At 37.1% G+C, this 21980-nt stretch carries 17 protein-coding genes; 3 read left to right on the forward strand and 14 right to left on the reverse strand.

Features of this window, described 5'->3' with window-relative positions; all coding sequences use genetic code 11:
* Positions 1-11 precede the first annotated feature (11 nt).
* The gene (gene gltB, locus FCI53_RS00120; protein WP_138414603.1) at positions 12-4565 is read right to left on the reverse strand and encodes a glutamate synthase large subunit; all 4554 of its coding nucleotides are present in this window, start codon (positions 4563-4565) and stop codon (positions 12-14) included.
* 144 nt (positions 4566-4709) lie between these two features.
* On the opposite strand from gltB, the gene gltC reads away from it, so the two are divergent.
* On the forward strand, positions 4710-5612 hold the full coding sequence (gltC, locus tag FCI53_RS00125) for a glutamate biosynthesis transcriptional regulator GltC (protein WP_138414605.1): 903 nt from the start codon (positions 4710-4712) through the stop codon (positions 5610-5612).
* 103 nt (positions 5613-5715) lie between these two features.
* Here gltC and sspL read toward each other — a convergent pair whose 3' ends face one another.
* The 3 genes from sspL to FCI53_RS00140 form a co-directional block, all read right to left on the reverse strand.
* The gene (sspL, locus tag FCI53_RS00130) at positions 5716-5856 is read right to left on the reverse strand and encodes a small, acid-soluble spore protein L (RefSeq protein WP_138414607.1); all 141 of its coding nucleotides are present in this window, start codon (positions 5854-5856) and stop codon (positions 5716-5718) included.
* Between the two features lie 100 nt (positions 5857-5956).
* A complete protein-coding gene (locus tag FCI53_RS00135; RefSeq protein ID WP_138414609.1) occupies positions 5957-6835 on the reverse strand; it encodes a 5'-3' exonuclease in 879 nt (292 codons plus the stop codon).
* A 73-nt stretch (positions 6836-6908) separates the two neighbouring features.
* Positions 6909-8315, reverse strand: a complete 1407-nt coding sequence (locus FCI53_RS00140; RefSeq protein ID WP_138414611.1) for a PAS domain S-box protein — start codon at positions 8313-8315, stop codon at positions 6909-6911.
* 145 nt (positions 8316-8460) lie between these two features.
* Between FCI53_RS00140 and msrA the strand changes: the two genes are divergently transcribed.
* Positions 8461-8985, forward strand: coding sequence for a peptide-methionine (S)-S-oxide reductase MsrA (msrA, locus tag FCI53_RS00145; RefSeq protein ID WP_138414613.1), 525 nt, complete (start codon positions 8461-8463; stop codon positions 8983-8985).
* A 48-nt stretch (positions 8986-9033) separates the two neighbouring features.
* Here the strand turns inward: msrA and FCI53_RS00150 are convergent, their stop codons facing one another.
* The 9 genes from FCI53_RS00150 to FCI53_RS00190 all read right to left on the reverse strand — a co-directional run bounded on the left by FCI53_RS00150 (position 9034) and on the right by FCI53_RS00190 (position 17063).
* Positions 9034-10038, reverse strand: a complete 1005-nt coding sequence (locus tag FCI53_RS00150; RefSeq protein WP_138414615.1) for an LLM class flavin-dependent oxidoreductase — start codon at positions 10036-10038, stop codon at positions 9034-9036.
* Between the two features lie 657 nt (positions 10039-10695).
* Positions 10696-11364, reverse strand: coding sequence for a bifunctional phosphoribosyl-AMP cyclohydrolase/phosphoribosyl-ATP diphosphatase HisIE (hisIE, locus tag FCI53_RS00155; protein ID WP_138415230.1), 669 nt, complete (start codon positions 11362-11364; stop codon positions 10696-10698).
* The gene (gene hisF, locus FCI53_RS00160) at positions 11348-12115 is read right to left on the reverse strand and encodes an imidazole glycerol phosphate synthase subunit HisF (RefSeq protein ID WP_138414617.1); all 768 of its coding nucleotides are present in this window, start codon (positions 12113-12115) and stop codon (positions 11348-11350) included. The genes hisIE and hisF overlap by 17 nt, the downstream gene beginning before the upstream one ends.
* Positions 12112-12816 carry a 1-(5-phosphoribosyl)-5-[(5-phosphoribosylamino)methylideneamino]imidazole-4-carboxamide isomerase gene (gene hisA, locus FCI53_RS00165; protein WP_138414619.1) on the reverse strand — a complete coding sequence of 235 codons (705 nt, stop codon included), beginning with the start codon at positions 12814-12816 and terminating at the stop codon, positions 12112-12114. Before hisA ends, hisF begins: the two co-directional genes overlap by 4 nt.
* A 32-nt stretch (positions 12817-12848) precedes the next feature.
* On the reverse strand, positions 12849-13445 hold the full coding sequence (gene hisH / locus FCI53_RS00170) for an imidazole glycerol phosphate synthase subunit HisH (RefSeq protein WP_138414621.1): 597 nt from the start codon (positions 13443-13445) through the stop codon (positions 12849-12851).
* On the reverse strand, positions 13442-14029 hold the full coding sequence (gene hisB / locus FCI53_RS00175) for an imidazoleglycerol-phosphate dehydratase HisB (RefSeq protein ID WP_138414623.1): 588 nt from the start codon (positions 14027-14029) through the stop codon (positions 13442-13444). The genes hisH and hisB overlap by 4 nt, the downstream gene beginning before the upstream one ends.
* Positions 14030-14047: 18 nt before the next feature.
* On the reverse strand, positions 14048-15328 hold the full coding sequence (gene hisD / locus FCI53_RS00180) for a histidinol dehydrogenase (RefSeq protein ID WP_138414625.1): 1281 nt from the start codon (positions 15326-15328) through the stop codon (positions 14048-14050).
* Positions 15325-15945, reverse strand: a complete 621-nt coding sequence (gene hisG, locus FCI53_RS00185) for an ATP phosphoribosyltransferase (protein WP_138414627.1) — start codon at positions 15943-15945, stop codon at positions 15325-15327. Before hisG ends, hisD begins: the two co-directional genes overlap by 4 nt.
* Positions 15942-17063, reverse strand: a complete 1122-nt coding sequence (locus FCI53_RS00190) for an ATP phosphoribosyltransferase regulatory subunit (RefSeq protein WP_138414629.1) — start codon at positions 17061-17063, stop codon at positions 15942-15944. Before FCI53_RS00190 ends, hisG begins: the two co-directional genes overlap by 4 nt.
* 163 nt (positions 17064-17226) lie before the next feature.
* On the opposite strand from FCI53_RS00190, the gene hisJ reads away from it, so the two are divergent.
* Positions 17227-18066, forward strand: coding sequence for a histidinol-phosphatase HisJ (hisJ, locus tag FCI53_RS00195; protein ID WP_138415232.1), 840 nt, complete (start codon positions 17227-17229; stop codon positions 18064-18066).
* Positions 18067-18187: 121 nt separating this feature from the next.
* On the opposite strand, the gene FCI53_RS00200 is transcribed toward hisJ, so the two are convergent.
* Positions 18188-21799: a dynamin family protein gene (locus FCI53_RS00200; RefSeq protein ID WP_138414631.1), complete on the reverse strand. Its 3612-nt coding sequence runs from the start codon at positions 21797-21799 to the stop codon at positions 18188-18190.
* Positions 21800-21980: the final 181 nt, after the last annotated feature.

The raw sequence follows: 21980 nt of genomic DNA on the forward strand, positions 1-21980 counted from the left end.
CTCTCCCCTTTCTAGTTAACGATCACTTTTTCAGGTTGTTTTTCTGCTACTACTTTGTTGTCTTTTTTATCTTGGAAAGCACTCATTTGTGCTTCTTGTTCGGATTGACCTGATGCAATATAGCTATTGATCATGTTCAACATATGCTTGTAATCTTTCGGAATAACTTTAACAAACTTATTGACTGCTTGATCCCATTCTTGTAATACAAATGCTGCTTTACTACTGTTGGTGTAATCAAAGTGTTTTTGTACCATTTGTTTTACATGAATCTCATCATCATTATTTAACGTTTCAAATTCTATCATAGCATTATTTGTTAAGTGTTCAAATTCTGCTTTATCTTCTGTATAAACATAGGCAACACCACCCGACATACCAGCAGCAAAGTTCTTACCTACATTACCTAGTACGACAACGCGACCACCTGTCATGTATTCACAACCATGATCCCCAATTCCTTCTACTACAACATTAGCTCCACTATTACGGACAGCAAAACGCTCACCTGCAACACCGTTGATATATGCTTCTCCACTTGTTGCACCATAAAAGGATACATTACCAGCAATCACATTATTACTTGGATCAACTGTTGACTCTTTTGGAGATGAAACAACAATTTTTCCTCCTGATAATCCTTTACCAACGTAATCATTGGCATCCCCTGAAAGTAATAATGTCATTCCTTTTGGTATATAAGCGCCCAAGCTTTGACCTGCTGATCCATTAAAACGAAGTGTGATAGTATCTTCTGGTAATCCTTCTTCACCATATCGCTTTGTGATTTCACTTCCAACTATGGTTCCAGCAACACGATCAATGTTTCGAATTGGGAAAGATGCCTCTACTTTTTCTTTCGATTCCAATGCTGACTCAACAATTGGCAAGATTTGCGTAACATCCAATGAGTGATCAAGTTTGTGATCCTGGGAAGTTTTACAAGTGCGCGTTCCATTAACTTGATAAAGAATGGTGGAAAGATCTAGGTCTTTCGCTTTCCAGTGAGTCTTTGCCTTGTTACTTACTTTCAACACATCTGTACGGCCAACCATCTCCTCAACTGTTTTAAATCCAAGTTCTGCCATAATTTCACGCAATTCCTGAGCAACAAAACGCATGTAATTGACAATATGGTCTGGGTCACCCGTAAACTTTTTACGTAATTCAGGGTCTTGTGTTGCAACGCCAACTGGACAAGTATCCATGTGACAAACACGCATCATCACACAACCAAGTACCGTTAGTGGTGCAGTTGCAAAGCCATATTCTTCAGCACCTAAAAGGGCTGCCATTGCGACATCTTTACCAGTTAATAATTTTCCGTCAGTTTCTAAAACGACACGATCACGCAAACCGTTAAGCATTAGCGTTTGATGTGCTTCTGCTAACCCTAACTCCCAAGGCAAACCAGTATGTTTAATACTTGTTTTTGGTGAAGCACCAGTACCACCATCATAACCAACAACACTGATCACATCGGCATTCCCTTTAGCGACACCTGCAGCAATCGTACCGACTCCAGCTTTTGCGACTAACTTAACACTAATTCTAGCCCCACGATTAGCATTTTTTAAATCATGAATAAGTTGCGCTAAATCTTCAATTGAATAAATGTCGTGGTGTGGTGGCGGTGAAATTAAGTCCACTCCTGGTGTAGATCCACGTACATCCGCAACCCATGGATACACTTTTTTACCTGGTAATTGTCCACCTTCACCTGGTTTTGCACCTTGTGCCATTTTAATTTGCAATTCATCTGCATTCACTAAATAATGACTTTTTACGCCAAAACGTCCTGAAGCGATTTGTTTTATGGCACTTTTTCGATTATCTCCGTTTTCGTCAGGAATGAATCGATTAGGATCTTCTCCACCTTCCCCGCTATTACTTTTACCACCTAAACGGTTCATGGCAATAGCAAGTGCTTCATGTGCTTCCTTACTTAACGATCCAAACGACATGGCACCAGTCTTAAATCGTTTTACAATCGAGTCAACTGATTCGACTTCTTCGATTGGAATCGAGTGATCGGAATTGAAATCAAACAAATTACGTAAAGTAGTAAGTCGATCCTCATCAGCTGATTTAGAGAATTCTTTAAATAGGCTGTAATCTCCTCTTCGGCATGCCCATTGTAAAGTGTGAATGGTTTTCGGATTAAATGAGTGATGTTCCCCAGTTTTTCTCCATTGGAAATCACTACCTGGTTCCAATGTGTTATCAATTGTTCTCCCATACCCTTGTTGATGACGTTGGATTGCTTCTTTTGCAATAGTCTCTAATCCAATACCATCAATTTGTGATGCTGTGCCAGTAAAGTGTTGATCTATAACTTCTTTACTAATTCCAACTGCTTCAAAGATTTGTGCACCTCGATAACTTTGAACAGTTGAAATCCCCATTTTGGACATGACCTTGATGACGCCCTCTGTAATACTAGTGATATAGGTTTTGACTACTTCCGTATAGGAAAGTTCTATGTTTCCATTGAATATCTCACGTTTGTACGTTTCAAATACTAGATATGGATTAATAGCGTCAACTCCGTATCCTAGTAGTGCTGCAAAATGATGTACTTCTCTCGTCTCACCAGTTTCAGCAATCAAACTTACCTTGGTTCTTGTCCCTTGGCGAACGAGGTATTGATGCAAGGCACTCACTGCGAGTAGTACTGGAATAGGTACATCATTGCAATTAATATTTTTGTCAGATAATACTAATAAGTTTGCCCCATTTTGGATTGCCTCATCTGCTTTCGCAAAAAGGTGATCAAGGCCTACTTGTAGATCGTCTTCAAAAAATGTGGGGATTGTTTCGCTTTTAAAACCAGCGTACCGATTAGACTTGATACCTGCTAACTGATTATTTGATAATACTGGCGATTCTAATTGAATTCGATGGCAATTCGTTTGATCCGGATGCAGTATATTCCCTTCCGAACCTAGTAACGTCATAGTTGATGTTACAATTTGCTCTCGATAGGCATCAATCGGTGGGTTAGTTACTTGAGCGAACAATTGTTTAAAATAATTAAACAGCGATTGTGGCCGATCAGATAAAACTGCAAGGGGTGTATCGTTCCCCATTGCCCCAATTGGATCCTTCCCACCTATCACAATTGGTTTTAAATATTTTTCAATGTCTTCTGTTGTATAGCCAAAGGCTTTTTGTTTGGTAAACGTATTATCAATAGGTTGTTCGTTTTCTCCCGCTAGTGCTTCTTCTAGTGGTACTAATTGCTCATCCAACCATTGTTGATAAGGATGTGCACTTGCTATTTCTGATTTTATTTCTTCATCTGAGATAATACGTCCCTCTTCTAGATCAATTAACAACATTTTACCTGGACTTAAACGATCTTTATATAAGACGTTTTCCTCTTCCACATCAACAACGCCTACTTCAGAGGAATAAATAATATAATCATCTTTTGTTACATAATAACGAGCAGGACGTAAACCATTACGGTCTAAAATAGCACCAATTTGTTTGCCATCCGTAAACGTGATCGATGTTGGTCCATCCCATTGTTCCATTAATGAACTATGATACTGATAAAACGCTCTTTTTTCTGCTGAAATATGCGGATTGTTTTTCCATGGTTCTGGAATTAACATCATGGCTGCATGTGCAGGCGACCTACCTGCTAAAGTAAAAAATTCTAATGCATTATCTAAAACAGAAGAATCACTTCCGTTATCATTTAATATTGGTAAAAGTTTTGGCAAATCATCACCAAATGCTTCAGATACAAATTGTTGTTCTCTTGCTCGCATCCAGTTAACATTTCCTCGCATCGTATTAATTTCTCCATTGTGGATAAGGTAACGATTTGGATGTGCGCGTTCCCAACTTGGGAAAGTGTTTGTACTAAAACGAGAGTGTACTAGTGAGAATGCCGACACAAAATCTTTATCCTGTAAATCTAAATAAAATTGATCAACTTGACTTGGAGTTAGTAACCCTTTATAGACAATTGTTCTGTTAGAAAGACTAGCAAAGTAAAAACGATAGTCTTCTGATTCCGCCCAATGTTCTGCTTGCTTACGAATGACATATAATTTTCTTTCAAATGCTAATTCATCGGTTATATTTTCATTAGCACCAATAAATACTTGGCGAACAACTGGACAAGTATCCTTTGCGGCTTCACCTACTTTGGTGGGATCTACTGGTACAGTTCTCCAACCAATAAGCGTTTGTCCTTCTTGTTTAATTAATTCATTTACATAATTTTCAATCTTTTTTCGCTGTTCTTCATCATCAGAAAAGAACACCATGCCAACTCCGTAACGCCCTTTTTGAGGCAAGTTCAATTCTGGACATACTTTGCGAAAGTAACTATCTGGAATTTGGACCATCAATCCGGCACCGTCTCCAGTATTTGGATCACTTCCTTGACCACCACGGTGATCTAATTGACAAAGCATGTTTAAGCCCTTTTTAACAATGTCATGTGTAGCTAATCCTTTCATATGAGCGTAAAGCCCAATTCCACATGCATCATGTTCCAATTCTGGGCGATAAAGCCCTTGTGCATCAGGCATTTGATTATAACTCATGTTTCTCGCCCCCCGTATATTCTCTCTTCATTTTTTGTGTCTTGATTATTATTATAGGTTTTACTATTTATGCAAACAATATATAATATAGATAGAAACAATCTCACATTGATATAAATTGAGTATGGATAGGGGGATTTGATATTGGAATTACGACAATTACGTTATTTTATGGAAGTTGCTGAACGGGAACATGTTTCGGAGGCTGCTTTGAATCTTCATGTTGCACAATCAGCAATTAGTCGACAAATCGCTAATTTAGAAGATGAGTTAGGGGTTACATTATTTGAACGAGAAGGCAGAAATATAAAACTTACACAAATAGGGAAAGTTTTTTTATCCCATACGAAAACAGCTTTGAAGGCCATTGACCATGCGAAAAAACAGGTGGATGAATATTTAGACCCAGAACGTGGTTCTATTAAGATCGGTTTTCCAACCAGTTTAGCTAGTCATCTGTTGCCTACAGTTATTTCCGAGTTTAATGAAACATATCCAAACATCGCTTTTCAACTACGACAAGGTTCCTATCGATTTTTGATTGATGCGGTAGTTAATCGCGAAATTGATTTAGCTTTTTTAGGACCGGTTCCTTCCGATCAACGGAATATTGTAACGAACATATTATTCACTGAACAATTTTATGCCTTATTACCTGAAAAGCATCGACTTGCAGATAAATCAACCATTCATTTGAATGATCTAAGAAATGATGCGTTTGTAGTGTTTCCTAAAGAATTTATCCTTCATAAACTTGTCGTTGATGGATGTCGCCAAGCGGGATTCTCACCAAAAGTGTCCTCAGAAGGAGCAGACTTAGATGCCATTAAAGGGTTAGTATCCGCTGGTATAGGCGTAACATTACTACCTGAAAGTACGTTTTATGATGCGACACCAAGATTAACGAGGAAAATACGAATTGAAAGTCCTGAAATTATAAGAACAGTTGGGATTATCATTCCTAAACATCGTGAATTAGCGCCATCTGAACAAGTGTTTTATAAGTTTGTAAAAGAATTTTTCACGAAGCTCGAACAATTTCAATAAGAGCTTAAGCAATTGCACTTAACTTTGTCGGAGATAAATGGTATCACATATGGCATGAGCTAGCGACAAAACATGAAAAAAGGTTATGGGATCCCCCATAACCTTATATTTTCGTGTTTCTTTTTTTTGCTCGGTCTTCAAGTTGTGATTTTGGTCGCTGGTTTGCTCGGTCCTCTGACAGCCCTTGAGGATTTACAGAAGAATCAGGTTTTGACTGACTTCGATTATTGTGTTTTTCACTCATTGAAACACCTCCATAATGCTTAGTGTTTCTAACAAAATAGGAATTATCCATCATAAAATAGCAACGATACTGTATATGTTTATGAAAACTTTATCCTCCGTTAACTAACATCATCCAACCAACTAATCGCACCTTTTAGTTCCAATTCACGGTACTTTTGTTGTACCTTCTGGCGATCAACATTCCACACTGCTTCATCTAAAGGACACGTTATCGGAACATCACAATAAATGGCCGCTAACTTTCTTGATAAATGTAGCATTTCTAAATTATCCTCAATTTTCTTTCGTAATCCTTTTGTTAACAAAGGTATATTATTTATAATTTGATCAATTGATCCATATTCTGTTAATAATTTTAGGGCAGTCTTTTCCCCAACCCCTTTAACGCCTGGATAATTATCGGAAGTGTCGCCCATTAAGCCTTTCAAATCGATAATTTGTTTTGGTGTGATCCCTTTTTGTTCATGAAAACGATCGATCTGGTAGACCTCATAATTTTCTCGACCTTTTTTCATAATTGCTACAGATATATGGTCATCCACTAATTGTAAAATATCTTGGTCACCTGTAAGAATAATAACTTCATTTTCCTGACTATATTGTTTTGCAAGTGTTCCAATACAGTCATCTGCTTCATAGCCACTCAAACCAATATTCGGAACACGAAAAGCATCCATCACTTCCTTGGCTAAATCAAATTGTGGAATTAATTCAACTGGAGGTTCTCCTCGGTTTCCTTTATAAGCATTATACATTTCTGTTCGAAACGTCTTACTTCCCATATCCCAACAACACACAACATGTGTTGGTGAAAAAGCTTTGATTGCATCACTAAAATAATTTAAATACCCAAAAATTCCATTCGTTGGTACGCCGCTACTATTCAACATAAAGTTACCAGTATATGCTGTAGCATAAAAACCTCTAAACAATAGCGCCATACCATCAACAAGTAAGATCTTTGATTTATACGTCATTATGAAATACCTTTCTCTACGTGGTTTAAAAATATAATTATAATACCGTTTTGCTTTAAATAGCAATTCATACTTACATGTTAATTAAAGGTAATTGGATGGTGAAAAGCGTCCCTTCACCCTCCACACTATCAATTTTCATCGTTCCATGATGATGTTTAATAATTTTCTGTGTAATCATTAAACCAAGGCCTGTCCCTTTTTCCTTAGTAGTAAAAAAGCTTTCTCCGATTTTAGATAATTGTTCCTTTGGTATTCCGCATCCATCATCTTTTACTTTTATAAACACATGATGTTCAGTTGTTTCTAGATATACTTCTACTTGATGATCTTCTTCGGACGCTTCGATTGCATTTTTTATTAAATTAATGATTACTTGTTTTATTTGAGAAGCATCCGCTTTAATATAAATTGGGCTTTTGGGCCTTCTCCAAATAAGTTCTATATTTTTCTTTTTTGAATGAACGTCTATTAATACGATTACATCATCAACAAGTTCAACAAGATCTTGTTTTTTCATTGTGTTACTTGGTTTTGCAAAATTTAACAAGTCTTGTGCAATTCGCTCAATTCGCTCGACTTCTGTATTCAGTATGGATATATAATCCTTCGTTTTAATGGTACCCGCTTTCATTAATTGTAAAAAACCTTTAATTGATGTTAAGGGGTTTTTTATTTCATGAACAATACCAGCACTTAATTCACCTATAATAGCCATTTTTTCGGTTTGTCTTAATCGTTTTTCAGATTCAATTTGCTCTGTTATATTTCTAGAATCCGCGATCACACGAAGTTCATTTCCGCGAAAGAACACATTCCCACGTGATTCTAACCATACAAAGTTTCCACTTTTAGATAGTGCTCTGTAACGAACCATCGTTGATTTCCTAGCTGTAAGTAGACGCTGGTAATGCTTATACAGTTTCTCTTTTTCTTCTGGGTGTATAAGCTGGAATAAATTCATGCCGACTATTTCTTCAGGTTGATACCCAAGGGAATTACTGATTGACGGAGATACATATTGTACATCCCCCTCCACATTTAATTCTGTTATAATATCAGAAATATGATCATTCATTAATTGGCGACTTAACTCCGTATCTTCGTATACTTTCTCATAGCTTTTTCGATCCGTTATATCAACAATTTGAACTTGTGCATAGATCTCATTTTCTTTAAAATATGGTGTAGCAAAAACCTCAACGTGTACAATCGATCCATCTTTTCTGATCATTTTCTGTTCCATAGGTGCAACTGATTTGTGTTGTTCATATACAACTTTTAATCGATCGTTGCAAACTAAATGATAATCTGGATGCAATAGTTTATCCAGTTCCAATCTTTCATTAGCTTGATAACCTAATAATTGATATATATAGGGATTGGCATATACAATTTCACGTTTATTTAAAACAACATAACCAATTAACGCATTTTCGATTAGTTGTGAATAATCTATTGAGTTGCTTATAGTAGCCAAAAAATCCCTCCCCTTATAAAATTAAACATGAATTACAAAAATTGTAAATCATTATGTCTTTAATAAATTATATGTAACAATAAGTTGTGAAATGTCAAAAAAACATGATATTATCAATCTATTATTTTAAATTGGAGTGAACATCATGGAAAAATTACAAAAAGCAACTTTTGCTGGTGGATGCTTTTGGTGTATGGTAAAGCCTTTTGATCAGTGGGACGGTGTCGAAAAGGTAATCTCTGGTTATACTGGTGGTTCTATCATCAACCCTACTTATGAACAAGTGAAAACAGGGGAAACTGGTCATTATGAAGCAGTTGAAATCACATTTAATCCACAAAAGGTTAGTTATGATCAAATTCTAGATCTTTATTGGCCACAAATAGATCCAACTGATGATGGTGGTCAGTTCCATGATCGTGGTCCCCAATATCGAACAGCTATTTTTTATCATACCACAGAGCAAAAAGAAAAAGCAGAGGATTCTAAACGAAAATTGGAAAATAGTAATAAATTTCGTCTACCAATTGTAACAGAAATCTTACCTGCAGTTGCTTTCTATCCTGCAGAAGAATACCATCAAGACTTCTATCAAAAAAACGAACAAGAATACTTAGAAGACCGAGAAAAGTCTGGACGTGACGAATTTATTCACCACCATTGGAAATAGACATAAAAAAGGACGTCTCTATTAGGAAACGTCCTTTTTATAATTTTATCAACTTTTCGCTAAACCGAAAGTATTTGCCAGCAATTCATAGGATCTAACCTTCGCATCAAACTCATAAATATTGGTAATAATCATAAATTCATCAATGCCATACAGTTCACTATAGTTCTCTAGCGCTTCCTTGACTTTGATTGGTGTACCGATAATTGTACGTTTACGATTTTTGGTAATGATTCGCCGCTCCTCATCACTGTACGTCTTATTTTTCACTTCTTGCAAAGACGGAACCTTAGTATCTCCACCCTTCTCTACACTTAAAAGCCATTTATCCTGGCTCAATGCCAACTCTTCCGCTTTTTCCTCTGTTTCTGCACATACAACAAATATACAAGCGAGTACATGAGGTTTTTGCAGGCTTATCGACGGTTCAAACTTTTCACGATATGTACGTATAGCTAACTCCCCGTTAACGGGATTGATAAAGTGTCCATAACAGAAACCAACGCCAAGTTTTGCAGCATTTGTCGCCCCACGCTCTGATAGTCCTAACACCCACACTTCAGGATAAGTGTCAACACGAGGTGTCGCTTTAACTGTTCTATAAGGATGATCTTTTGGTAAAGCATTATATAAAAATCCTTGCAATTCTTGTAATTGACGTGGAAAAGCATTTAAATTCTTCTTAACGCCATCTGTCAGAGCAAGCCTTGTTTGCTGCGAACCACCTGGCGACCGACCAAGTCCTAAATCGATTCGATTCGGAAAAAGAGCTTCTAACATTTTAAAATTTTCCGCAACCTTATATGGTGCATATTGAGGTAATAGTACACCTCCAGATCCAACACGTATACGACTTGTCTCCGAAGCAATCCGTGTAATCAGGATCTCCGGCGACGAACTAGCTAAGCCATTTGTGCTATGGTGTTCTGCAACCCAATATCTCGTATACCCTAACTTTTCTGTCACTTTAGCCAGTTCAATGGAATGTTGTAACGCATCAACTGGATTAGATCCCCTTGAAATTGGCGCTTGATCTAACACACTAAGTTTCATATATAACCCTTCTTCACATTAAATATTCAGAATTTTATGTTGATTTAAAACTTAATTAAAAACCTTACAGCAATCCATTACATATAAGCTGAATTATACGAATAATTATTTCCTTCTCCTCCTATTAATTATGAGTGCTAAACTAACGCTGCGGCAATACACTACGCTTTCCTGTGGGGGGCTGGTGAGCCTCCTCGTTCGTACCTCACTGCGGGGTCTCACCGATGCCACTAGTCCCACGGGAGTCTCCGTGTATTGCCTCCGCTTATTTCAGTGATCTGAAGTTTTATAGAGCATTGCTTTGTTAAAGTCAAGTTCACGCAACATTGCAGTAAACTCGCTATTTTTTATATCGTATTACATTTACCATTAATTAGAGAACTTATCCCAGCGAAGGCAGAATACGGAGACTCCTATGGGAACAGCACGAGTCGAAGATCCACTTGGTAAAGTGGGGTTCTTTACCAAGTTAGCTGAGGCCGTGCCCATGGAAAGCGGAGTATTCTGCCGTAGCGATGGTATAACACTTATTTCAATCAGAATCGTAGACAGCAAATTTATGAGGGACATGTCGTATAATTCAGCTTATATGCATCTAGTACATTATTTATAAAAGTGCTTTATTGCAAATCTAAATGATCGCAAAATAAAAGAGCGTTACCACTCTTTTATTTCAGGTCGCTCTCCTTTATGGTTACCTTTTTTAGCAAAACGATTCGTTAGTTCTCCTTTTACATCATCAAGTGAGACATGCTGGTTTGCCATTAACACAAAACTATGATAAATTAAGTCACTCACTTCATTAATGATTTCTTGTTTATCCTGATTTTTTGCTGCAATAACGACTTCACCAGCTTCTTCTATTACCTTTTTCCCAATCTTATCAATGCCTTTATCAAATAAATAATTAGTATAGGAATTTTCCTTTGGTACTGTTTGGCGTTCTTTTACTTCGCTCATAACCTCATCGAATATATTAGTTGTATATGAATTCGTAGCTTGCGTCGCAACCTCACCATTCGTAAGGTCAACTGTTTGATAAAAACAGGACGTTTCACCAGTATGACAAGCTGGTCCTTGCGGGATGACACGGATTAACAAGGTATCACTATCACAGTCTAGTTTTATCGATGTTACCTTTTGATAGTTACCCGATGTTGCTCCCTTGTTCCAAAGTTCTTGACGAGAACGAGAATAAAACCACGTTTGCTTTGTTTCAATTGTTTTGTGATAGGCTGCTTCATTCATATAAGCTAGCATTAGTACTTGCCCTGTTTGATCATCGACAACGATTGCTGGAATTAACCCTTTAGAGAAGTCCGGCATCACGTATATCCACTCCTTGTTGATTACAACTTTGTTTTACTTCTTTGATCGAAAACGTGTTCTCATGGAAAATTGATGCTGCTAAGGCTGCGGAAACATCTGTTTTTTTGAATACCTCTGAAAAATGTTCCGGTGCACCACAACCACCAGAAGCAATGACAGGGATGCGAACAGAAGAGACAATAGCCTCGGTTAATTCGATATCAAAACCATCTTTCACTCCATCGGTATCAACACTCGTTAGTAAAATTTCACCTGCTCCATGTTGCTCTGCTGTTTTTGCCCATGTAATTGCATCGATTCCTGTATCTTTGCTACCACCATGCGTCATCACATGCCAGCCATCATCAAAGCGTTTGGCATCGATCGCAACCACGATACATTGTGCTCCAAACCGCGCAGAAGCTACTTCAATTAAATCTGGATTTGCTACTGCTGCTGAGTTCATGCCAACTTTATCTGCTCCTGCTTGTAATAACCGAGTCACATCATCAATCGTACGAACACCGCCACCAACCGTAAACGGAACGAACACATTCTCTGCTGTTTCCCTTACAATATCAACCATTGTTTGTCTACCTTCATTGGTAGCTGATATATCTAGGAAAATGATTTCATCTGCTCCTTCTTTCGAATAAGAAGAAGCCATTTCTACCGGATTACCAAGCTCACGTAATGATACGAAGTTTGTTCCTTTGACAACTTTCCCTTCTTTTACGTCAAGACAGGGAATGATACGTTTGACGATCATGTAGTGGCCCCCTTCAATGTCACCTTGCCTTCATAAATCGCTTTTCCAACAATTGCTTCTTCAATGCCTATTTCTTCCAATGCTTCTATATCTGCATTGTCTTTAATACCGCCAGACGCCACAATTTTACACGTTACAGCTTCTAGTAATGTCTTTAATGCCTCTACATTGGGGCCTGACATGGTACCGTCTCTTGAAATATCCGTGAATACAATCGTTTGAACACCTAACGTTTCTATTTTCTTTGCAAAATCAATATAGTCGATTTCGGAAACTGTTTCCCAACCTTGTGTTGCAACTTTGCCATTCTTTGCATCAATACCAACAACAATATGTTCTTGATATTGGTTGATTGCCTCTCGTAAAAAGGCTTCATCTTCTAAAGCAGCTGTACCTAGCACAAGTCTATCCGCACCTGCTTGGATTAAGTTTTCAATTGTTTCCAAACTGCGAATACCGCCACCAACCTGAATCGGAACAGTTGATTGTGCGCATAATTTGCTTATTAATTCATATTGTCTCGCTTCGCCATTACGCGCACCATCTAAATCAACAATATGGACAATTTCTGCACCATCCTTAATAAAGGTTTGTAGTTGTGTTTCTGGATCAGCTCCAACATTTGTTGTTTGATTAAAATCACCTTGATATAAACGAACACATTTTCCATCAATTAAATCAATTGCTGGTAAAATTTTCATAACTAGTCCCCCTCTCAATCGGTCCGATTGATTTATTCTGTTAATTGTAAAAATGTTTTTAAAATGTCAACGCCGACTTCTCCACTCTTTTCAGGGTGAAATTGAATGCCAAACACATGGCCATTCTGGACAATAGCTGGAATATTTGTTCCATATTCAGCAGTGGCGACGATATAATCATCGGTAGTGTTGGCTGCAAAAGAATGAACGAAGTAAACATGTTTATCTTGGAAGGCTGTAAAAGGTTGATGTGTTTCGTTAATATGTAATGCATTCCAACCAATATGTGGTAAAAGTAAATCCGTTTCTATCTTCTCTATTGTCCCCGGTATGAGGTTCAGTCCTTTCGAAGTAGCCCCTTCATATCCTTCGGTAAACAACAGTTGCATCCCTAAACAAATCCCTAAAAAAGGTTTTTGTTTTGCAAGACGTTGCAAAGGTTGTTTCAAATTTCGGTCATTTATCTCTTGTACCGCTGCCTGAAAGGAACCAACCCCAGGTAGAATAATGTGTGAGGCACGTTCTAACTCTTCTTCTTTATCCGTTAACAAGACCTCATAACCCAATCGTTTGAATGCAGTTGACACACTTGCAACATTACCCATCCCATAATCTACAATTGCAATCATTCAATTAACCCCTTTGTTGAATTTACACCATCAATCTCGACATTGATACGTATTGCTTCGGATAAGGCACGACCTAACGCCTTAAATAATGCTTCGATTTTGTGGTGTGTGTTTTCTCCATAAAACACTTTTGCGTGTAACGTGATCCCTGACTGAAATGCAAATGCTTGAAAAAATTCTTTCACAAGTTCCGTGTCAAAGTTACCTAATTTTTGATTGGGAAATTCAGCATCAAAAACTAAAAACGGTCGACCACTAATATCAAGTGCGATAAATCCTAATGATTCATCCATAGGTACATACGCGTGCCCATAGCGGTTAATTTGTTGTTTATCACCTAAAGCTTCCTTTAGTACTTGTCCTAATACAATTCCCACATCTTCGACCGTATGGTGACTATCAATGTATAAATCTCCATCAGCCTTTACCTCTAGCCCAAAGCGGCCATGTCTGGCAAGTAATTCTAGCATATGGTCGAAAAAACCGACACCAGTATCAATTCTTACTTCTTTGGCTTCATCTAAATTGCAAGCAACTTCAATGATCGTTTCATTCGTTTTTCTAGTTTTACTAGCCGTTCGCATTCTTCATCACTCCACTTTCTATTTATCTAGACGTTTTTCAACAGCTCGAGCATGCCCTGCTAATTGTTCTTCTGTCGCAATATTGATCACATGCTGTGATGCTTGCTCCAAAGCTTGATTTGAGTAATACAAAAAGGTTGTTTTCTTTACAAAGTCATCAACTGATAAACCAGACGAAAATCGAGCAGTACCAGAAGTTGGTAGTACGTGATTTGGTCCGGCGTAATAGTCACCAAGGGCCTCAGGTGTATAGTGGCCTAAGAATACCGATCCTGCATTTTTAATTTTTCCGAGATAAGATAATGGATCTGTAAGTTGAATTTCTAAATGTTCTGGTGCTAACTGGTTTACTAGATAAAAAGCTTCCTCAAGATCTTTAACAAGAACAGTGGCGCTCTTCTCTGTTAATGCAGCTTCCGCAATTTCTCTTCTAGGTAAATTTGCACATTGTATCTCTAATTGCTCAATTGTTTGTTTTAGTAACTGCTGGGACGTAGTAAACAAAAATGCTCGAGCATTGGTATCATGTTCTGCTTGAGCAATTAAATCAGCAGCAACAAAGGAAGGATTTGCCGATTCATCTGCAATGATGGCTACTTCTGAAGGTCCAGCAATCATATCAATACCAACATCACCGAACACTAACGATTTAGCAGCTGCTACATACGCGTTACCTGGTCCAACAATTTTATCCACGGCAGGAATGGTTTCTGTACCGTAAGCTAATGCTGCAACTGCTTGTATTCCACCAATTTTATAAATTTTGTCGACCCCAGCAATATCAGCAGCAACAGACAAAATTGGTGCGATTGCTTCCCCATTGCGCGCAGGTGTTACCATCACGACCTCTTCTACCCCTGCTAAAACAGCAGGAATTGCATTCATTAATACGGAAGATGGATAACATGCCGTGCCTCCTGGAACATAAATTCCGACACGTTCGATCGGTCGATAAAGTTGGCCAGATACAATATCCCCTTCTGTGTTCATAAACCTAGAAGACTGGACTTGTTGTTGATGAAAAGATCGAATGTTTTCTGCTGCCTTCTGTAAAGAATCGATCGTTTCGTCCGCAACGTCCTCCCAAGCTTGCTTTCGTTCTTCATTAGTCACCTGTAATTGTTTGGGAACTACACCATCAAACTTCTCAATATATTTATTTAACGACGCATCACCATTTGATCGTATATCGGCAATGACTTGTTTGGCCACATCTAAAATTTCTGAATCAAGTTGTGATCCTGTTTTTTTCGAAAGGACGGTCTCTGTAAATGTTTCCTTAGACATTTCAGGCATCATGATACTGTTTCTCCTTTCTGAAACTTCTCAATTACTGGTGCTAACACATCACGCTTTATCTTTAATGAAGATCGATTGGCAATCAAACGTGCACTGTACTGATGGAACTCTTCCTTTACGACCAATCCGTTTTCTTTCAATGTTGTTCCAGTTTCTACAATATCGACAATACCATCAGCCAAACCTAAGATTGGCGCTAATTCGACCGATCCTTCAAGTTTGAAAATATCGACAGATTCTCCTTTTTGACGAAAATATTCTTTCGTAATATTCGTATACTTACTAGCAATACGTCTTTTTCGGTTCGGCCACTCTTTCCCCTTTTCTACTGCCACTGCCATACGACAATGACCAAATGGTAATGGCAAGAGACTATAGACATCAGGTTTAAATTCCGCTAGGATATCCTCCCCAACAATGCCTAAATCTGCAATCCCATGTTCCACATAGGTAGTTACGTCAACCCCTTTTGCAAAGACAAACTGAAATTCTTCTGTTTCTACACGTAACTTTCTGCCTTTGTTAATTAGCGGTTCCACATCATAATCAAGCGCCTTAAAATAATCAAGAAATTGTTTTTCAACTCTTCCTTTTGTTAGGGCAATACAAGGTTTCATTTTTCCACCACCTTTAATTGTGCGTTTTCTTCCACCACTTCAATAACTTTGTCAAAACGATCCAGATTTATCCGTTGATATTGGATGTCAACAATTGCGTTTGGATAGTTATTTCGATGTTTTTCAGCAAATGCATGCGTGTCTTCTGAAGCTAAAATACAAACTTTGATTCGGTCATCTGCTTCCTCTATATGTTCGGCTAATACGTCTACATCAAAAGCTAAGCCAACTGCAGAAATATTCTGCTCAAACTGTTCATATAAACGATTATAACGTCCACCAGAAAAACATGTAGCACCATTGCTCTTAATATATCCTCTAAACATCGTGCCATCATAATAAGGTAGATTCTTAACACGACCTAGGTCCACAATTACTTCTACATTCAATTGTTCTAACAAGTTTGCTAAGCGTTTAAGGTGTTGAATAATCGATAGTAACTGCTGATTATGTTGCCATTTTTCTTCATATTCTTCGATCATAGCAGATGTTCCATAGGCATCCACCAATGAAGTTAACTCCTCTGCAATATCTTTCCGTCCTGCATTTGCAACAATTTGATAAACATCGTCTCTTCGTTTATCATGCATTGCATTTCTTAATTGATCTATTTGTTGTTCTGTTAAATTTAATGGAGCTATTAATTCATTAAAAATACCTATATGACCTAGTTCAACTAGATAATCGTTTATATTTAGTTCATTTAAATAAGCTGCAGCAGTTAATAAACATTCGCTTTCACCCAAAAAGGTTGGCATATGAACAATTTCAATACCTGCTTGTCTACTTTCCATTCCATCTTTGTCACGACGAAACACAGAACCTTGATACGCCCATTTAGATTGCGAATTATTTTGGTTACCTACAGCTCTTGCAACAGCAGTCGTCCAATCAGGTCTTAATACTTCGATATCCCCTTCATGGTTAAACCATTTCAACATATTCCGCAGTTCCATACCAGCATATTTATTTGTAAAGGTTGTGGCATACTCCACGACTGGTGTTGTAATTTGTTTATAATTTCGACTTAATGTTACATTCTTGAAAATTTCATAGGCTTTGGATCGGTTGGTAATCTTTTGTCCGATCTCATCTTGGCTTCCCGAGGGCAAAAACATAGATTCAATTCCCCACCTTCTCTTTATTACGTTACCACTCTACTGTACTAAAGTATTTACCTTTGTTAAAATTTAACACACACGAAACATTTAAGTCAACTTTTTTCTTTAAAATTAGTAATATTAAGACTATTATAGTAGACAGAGAGGAGAATATCTATTGATGCAATTACAAGGGGATTTTCACGTACATACAAATTTCTGCCCGCATGGAGCAAGTGACAACATGGAAGCTTACGTGCAAGCTGCAATCAAGCAAGGATTGGAGTATATAACCTTTACGGAACACGCGCCGTTACCGAAAGGGTTCATAGATCCGACACCAGAGCAAGACAGTGCGATGAGTTGGGAAGATGTGGAGGTGTACTTACATGAAGCAACGCGACTAAAAGAAAAATATGAGGATTTAATCACGATTAATGCTGGTTTTGAACTAGATTATATTGAAGGGTTTGAAAAGGAACTAACTGCTTTTATTGACTCAATCGGAGAAACTGCTTACTATTCCATTTTGTCGATCCATATGTTAAAAGCACCAAATGGAGAATATGTGTGTATTGATTACAGTGCAGATGAATTCAAACGGATAACTGAATTATTTGGTTCAGTAGATGCAGTCTATCAAACTTACTACTTGACAATGGAGAAATTATTGAATACTGACTTTGGAAACTATCGACCAGATCGAATTGGACATCTTACCTTAATCGAGAAATTTTCCAAGCTCTATACGGCAAAACAAGCGTATACTACTGAAATTATTAATTTATTAGAAACGATACAAGCTAAAGGATTTGAACTTGATGCAAATACTGCAGGATTCTTTAAACCGTATTGTGGTACTTGTTATCCAAATGCAACCATTCTACAAAAAGCCTATCAGATGAACATACCGCTCGTGTTTGGATCTGATAGTCACCAAGCAAAAGATATTGCAAGAGGATCAGAACTACTTCCAGACATTGAAACGTCTTTACCTCGTTCTATAAGACAATTAATCTAAAGTTACTTTGACAAAAAACAACCATTCTTTATAAAAAACAGAAAAAGAGGATGTTCCATCAAGTAATGCTTAAGCATTACTTGAGAAACATCCTCTTTTCTCTTTTCGTGCTAGTTTCTATCTAATTAACACTCTCTATTTCCGCCAGTATCGCTTCCAATTCCCCAACATCAGTTTGTTCCGTTAGCGAATACATGAGTCCTTCATAATACTGTTCAACAGACCGGATTGTTTTGTTACAGTTCCGTGTAACAGCTTGCTCCCATTGTTCCAAGTAATACGAAATCAAATAGTCGGTATTCATTGATAAGTAGGCTTGGATATGTGGAGCAGCAATTTCTTTTATTTTTTCCATCATTTGTTTCTTTTCATCTTTCTCAAAAAATGCTTTCGTGTTTTTGAATACCTGTATTGCAGGATCAAACTCTCTCATAGATACAGATTTTAACGCTTCCTCGAATATAGGTGTGTCATATTCGTCATGCTCAACATCCGGTAATGACAAATCAGACTCAATTTTTGAAGATTGCTGTTCCCAAACCTTGTTTAGGTCGATTTGTTTTTGATCTAAAAATGCTTCCAATCGTAAAGAAACAGCTCGCAATTCTTGTTCCAGTTGGTATCCTATATTTTTGATCAATTGTTTTAAAGCTTGTTCTATCTCGGTTTTCCCTTGTTTTCCATTATTTTTAATGGTGGATGGGTTAAAGGTTTCTTTGAAATAATCTTGAAACTGCATAAATATTCTTTGATCCACGTAATAAAGTTGTTTTTCCGTTTTTTGTTTGATATCATTTTGGAATTTTTCACTATTATACTGATTGATCTCATGTCTTACTTGCTCTAATCTCGATTGATAAACCTCTTGTTGTTTTTGTTTGTCATCATTACTCATCGAAGCTGTATCAATATAACGTTTTAACTGCTGTTTCGCACGATCGATATCATGAAGAGATGCTTTAACCAAGATATCCAATAGTTCTTGATTGATAAAGGAATAGAAATCCTTTTCAAACGATTGTATTCCTGATGCGTAATTGGTGGCTTCCATTTTATTCTTTAAGGCTAATTTACTTGAGATCGGGTACATTCTTGGATTACGTATTCCAAAGTTTTGCAGCTGGTCTGCAACATAATTGGTGACTAGATCAACTTCTGTTTGATCTTTTGCCAAATCTGCCGCATTGACAAGGAAGAACATTTTATCCAACTGGAATGCATCCTTCACTCGTCCTAATTGAATTAGAAAATCGCGATCAGCCTTAGAAAAAGCGTGATTATAATAGGTCACAAATAAAATCGCATCCGCTTGTTTGATGTATTGAAAGGTCACTTCTGTATGTCTAGCATTAATCGAATCAGCTCCAGGTGTATCTACTAACGTTATCCCTTGATCGGTTATTGGACAAGCATAATACAATTCAGTCGATTCTACGTAACTTGCTAGCGCTTCATTTGCTACATAATCTGCTAATTGATCTAAATGAATGGTTAGTTGTTTTCCTAGGTGTTCGGACAATTGCTCATACCCTTGCTCAAGTGAACTAATAAATAATTGCTGTTTCCGATCAAACTGTTTTTTATCAGCTTGGAATGTATGCAAACACTGCTGCAACGACTGAAATTGTTTATCCTCAATCAATGCATGTATATCCTCCAAAATACGTTCTTCGCTTTTAAATGTCACAACCACTTGCTCATGATGATGCTCGTCATTTGGTGGACATATTTTATTAATAGCAGCGGTTGTAGGATTTGGCGAAACAGGAAGAACGCTTTTGCCAATTAATGCATTAGCAAAAGATGATTTTCCTGCACTAAAGGCCCCGAACAATGCCACAGTAAACGAACGATTTTTTATTCTATCCTTTTTTTGTTTTAGATCATCATATATGGAATGAAAACCTATTAACTGCTGTAACAAGCCAGCCGTTTGGTCTAGACGTTTGGTGATATCTTCTACATGGTATTGCTTCTTGGTCACTTGTGTTTGTTTTGGTTCTATTGTTTCCTTATCTTGTGAAGAAGTTTTTGACTGTGTTGGTATCGATTCAGTTGCAGTTACTTCTGTACGGAATACAGGTGTTGATTGGTGTATCCGCTCTCTTAATTCGGTAACTTGATTGGAAGCATCAACTGTAGACGATCGTAACATCATTAAATCACGATGTTTATTTTGAATGAATGAATCAAGTTCAGCCAACTCTTTTTTAATTCTTTCACCTGCATTGTTTTGTTCTAATTGTTCAGATAATAATCTTACTTGTCGTTCTTTCTCAGCTAAAATAGATGGCTGTAACGCATCCCAAATCGTACGCATTTCTTGTTTGTAAAATTGTTTAATGTCATTGGCAATATCTTCCGTATAAACTAGGAGATATTCACCTGATTGTTTAGCTCCAGGCTTTATTAACGCCTCTATTCTTTCCTTAGGATACTCCACATTGAATGATTGCAAACGTTGCACATGTTCGGAATGGTTAATATAAAAAGTTTCTAAAAATGCTAATGCTTTTTCACGCAACTTCCATTCAATGGTTGCTTTCACTTTTTGCATTAAAGCATGATAGAACGCATCAAGTCTGTTTAATCGTTCTTGCTGAATTTTTTTCTTGGTTGAAAGCAATCCTACTCTGAAACCTTTTGCCTGCGATTCTAAATATTGTTCTGCCTTTTCCCTTATCTCAAACGGCATAATATAAGCATTTTTTAACGTCGTATTGATCATGGACGTGAACACTTGTTCTGCCTCATTATTTATATTTTCATAAAATTGTAATTGGTATTCCAAGTCATGATCTGATGACTGATCAGTTTTTGCTTCTAATCGATTTAATTCTTCTTGTAATCGCTCTACCTTTTCTTGATTTTGTTGTTGAACCCCACTTATATGTTGCTCCAGTAATACACCAAGTGAATCGTAAATTGTCTGATCAAGCCTCTCCTGTTTATTAGCCATTATCGTTGTTAAATCTTGTTGCACACGATTAAATTGGTTCAGACGATGACGTTTCTCAATTAAACTTGTGAAATAGATCTGGTTTGGCAAAATATCCCAATTAGAAAATGTTTGACCAATACTTGCTTTGAAACTATCAAATGGTAATTCTTGTTCATTATGTTTATCAATCATATTAATAATAATATAAATAGGCTTACCTTGGTCTTGCATTTTTTTAATAAATTTTAAATTCACTTCTGATTGGACGTGATTATAATCCATCACATAAAACAACACATCTACTAAATGTAAGGAAGATTCTGTCATGACACGATCAGCATCATCCACAGAATCAATCCCTGGTGTATCCATAATCGTAACATTCTTGGGAATCATGGTTGTTTTTTTGCTAATCTCAACAGATTGAATGGCATCCCCATCTTTGCAGTATGATTGAATTTGATCAATTTGATATGGTTCTTTTAGTTCGAGAGGAACCTCTTCTTTAAAAAATATCCGGGCATAGCCTTCGCCAGCTTTTAATTTAACTACATTAGCACTTGTTGGTATCGGACTTTGCGGTAAAATCTCCTCCCCTATTAGTGCATTAATCATCGTTGATTTTCCCGCTGAAAAATGACCTGAAAAACAAACCACAAATTCATCCTGATCCATTTTAGCCAAAAGATCTAATACTTTTTGCGCACCAGAATAATTAGAATCTTCAATAAATTCATTATATATTGCTGCCAAATTATCTGGATCTACCTGAACTGATACCGAAGATTGCATGAATTTAGTTACCCCTTTATCTTTTGGCTGTTTACGTAAGTTATGTTGATGTTTTATGCATGCAAATAACAACAACTCTTAGAAAACAGCCTTTTTTAATTATATAAACAATATAATTTATTATCTATCTAAAAACAAGTTTGATGAAACAGACACTTTTAGCTGCTTATTCGATAGTTGC

The sequence above is a fragment of the Aquibacillus sediminis genome (assembly GCF_005870085.1).
Taxonomy (GTDB): Bacteria; Bacillota; Bacilli; order Bacillales; family Amphibacillaceae; genus Aquibacillus_E; species Aquibacillus_E sediminis.

What these genes read in the sequence shown, in the direction of transcription:
- gltB (WP_138414603.1), bottom strand. Translation starts at nt 4,565, where the DNA reads ATGAGTTATAATCAAATGCCTGATGCACAAGGGCTTTATCGCCCAGAA.
- sspL (WP_138414607.1), bottom strand. Translation starts at nt 5,856, where the DNA reads ATGAGTGAAAAACACAATAATCGAAGTCAGTCAAAACCTGATTCTTCT.
- FCI53_RS00135 (WP_138414609.1), bottom strand. Translation starts at nt 6,835, where the DNA reads ATGACGTATAAATCAAAGATCTTACTTGTTGATGGTATGGCGCTATTG.
- msrA (WP_138414613.1), top strand. Translation starts at nt 8,461, where the DNA reads ATGGAAAAATTACAAAAAGCAACTTTTGCTGGTGGATGCTTTTGGTGT.
- FCI53_RS00150 (WP_138414615.1), bottom strand. Translation starts at nt 10,038, where the DNA reads ATGAAACTTAGTGTGTTAGATCAAGCGCCAATTTCAAGGGGATCTAAT.
- hisIE (WP_138415230.1), bottom strand. Translation starts at nt 11,364, where the DNA reads ATGCCGGACTTCTCTAAAGGGTTAATTCCAGCAATCGTTGTCGATGAT.
- hisF (WP_138414617.1), bottom strand. Translation starts at nt 12,115, where the DNA reads ATGATCGTCAAACGTATCATTCCCTGTCTTGACGTAAAAGAAGGGAAA.
- hisA (WP_138414619.1), bottom strand. Translation starts at nt 12,816, where the DNA reads ATGAAAATTTTACCAGCAATTGATTTAATTGATGGAAAATGTGTTCGT.
- hisH (WP_138414621.1), bottom strand. Translation starts at nt 13,445, where the DNA reads ATGATTGCAATTGTAGATTATGGGATGGGTAATGTTGCAAGTGTGTCA.
- hisB (WP_138414623.1), bottom strand. Translation starts at nt 14,029, where the DNA reads ATGCGAACGGCTAGTAAAACTAGAAAAACGAATGAAACGATCATTGAA.
- hisD (WP_138414625.1), bottom strand. Translation starts at nt 15,328, where the DNA reads ATGATGCCTGAAATGTCTAAGGAAACATTTACAGAGACCGTCCTTTCG.
- hisG (WP_138414627.1), bottom strand. Translation starts at nt 15,945, where the DNA reads ATGAAACCTTGTATTGCCCTAACAAAAGGAAGAGTTGAAAAACAATTT.
- FCI53_RS00190 (WP_138414629.1), bottom strand. Translation starts at nt 17,063, where the DNA reads ATGTTTTTGCCCTCGGGAAGCCAAGATGAGATCGGACAAAAGATTACC.
- hisJ (WP_138415232.1), top strand. Translation starts at nt 17,227, where the DNA reads ATGCAATTACAAGGGGATTTTCACGTACATACAAATTTCTGCCCGCAT.
- FCI53_RS00200 (WP_138414631.1), bottom strand. Translation starts at nt 21,799, where the DNA reads ATGCAATCTTCGGTATCAGTTCAGGTAGATCCAGATAATTTGGCAGCA.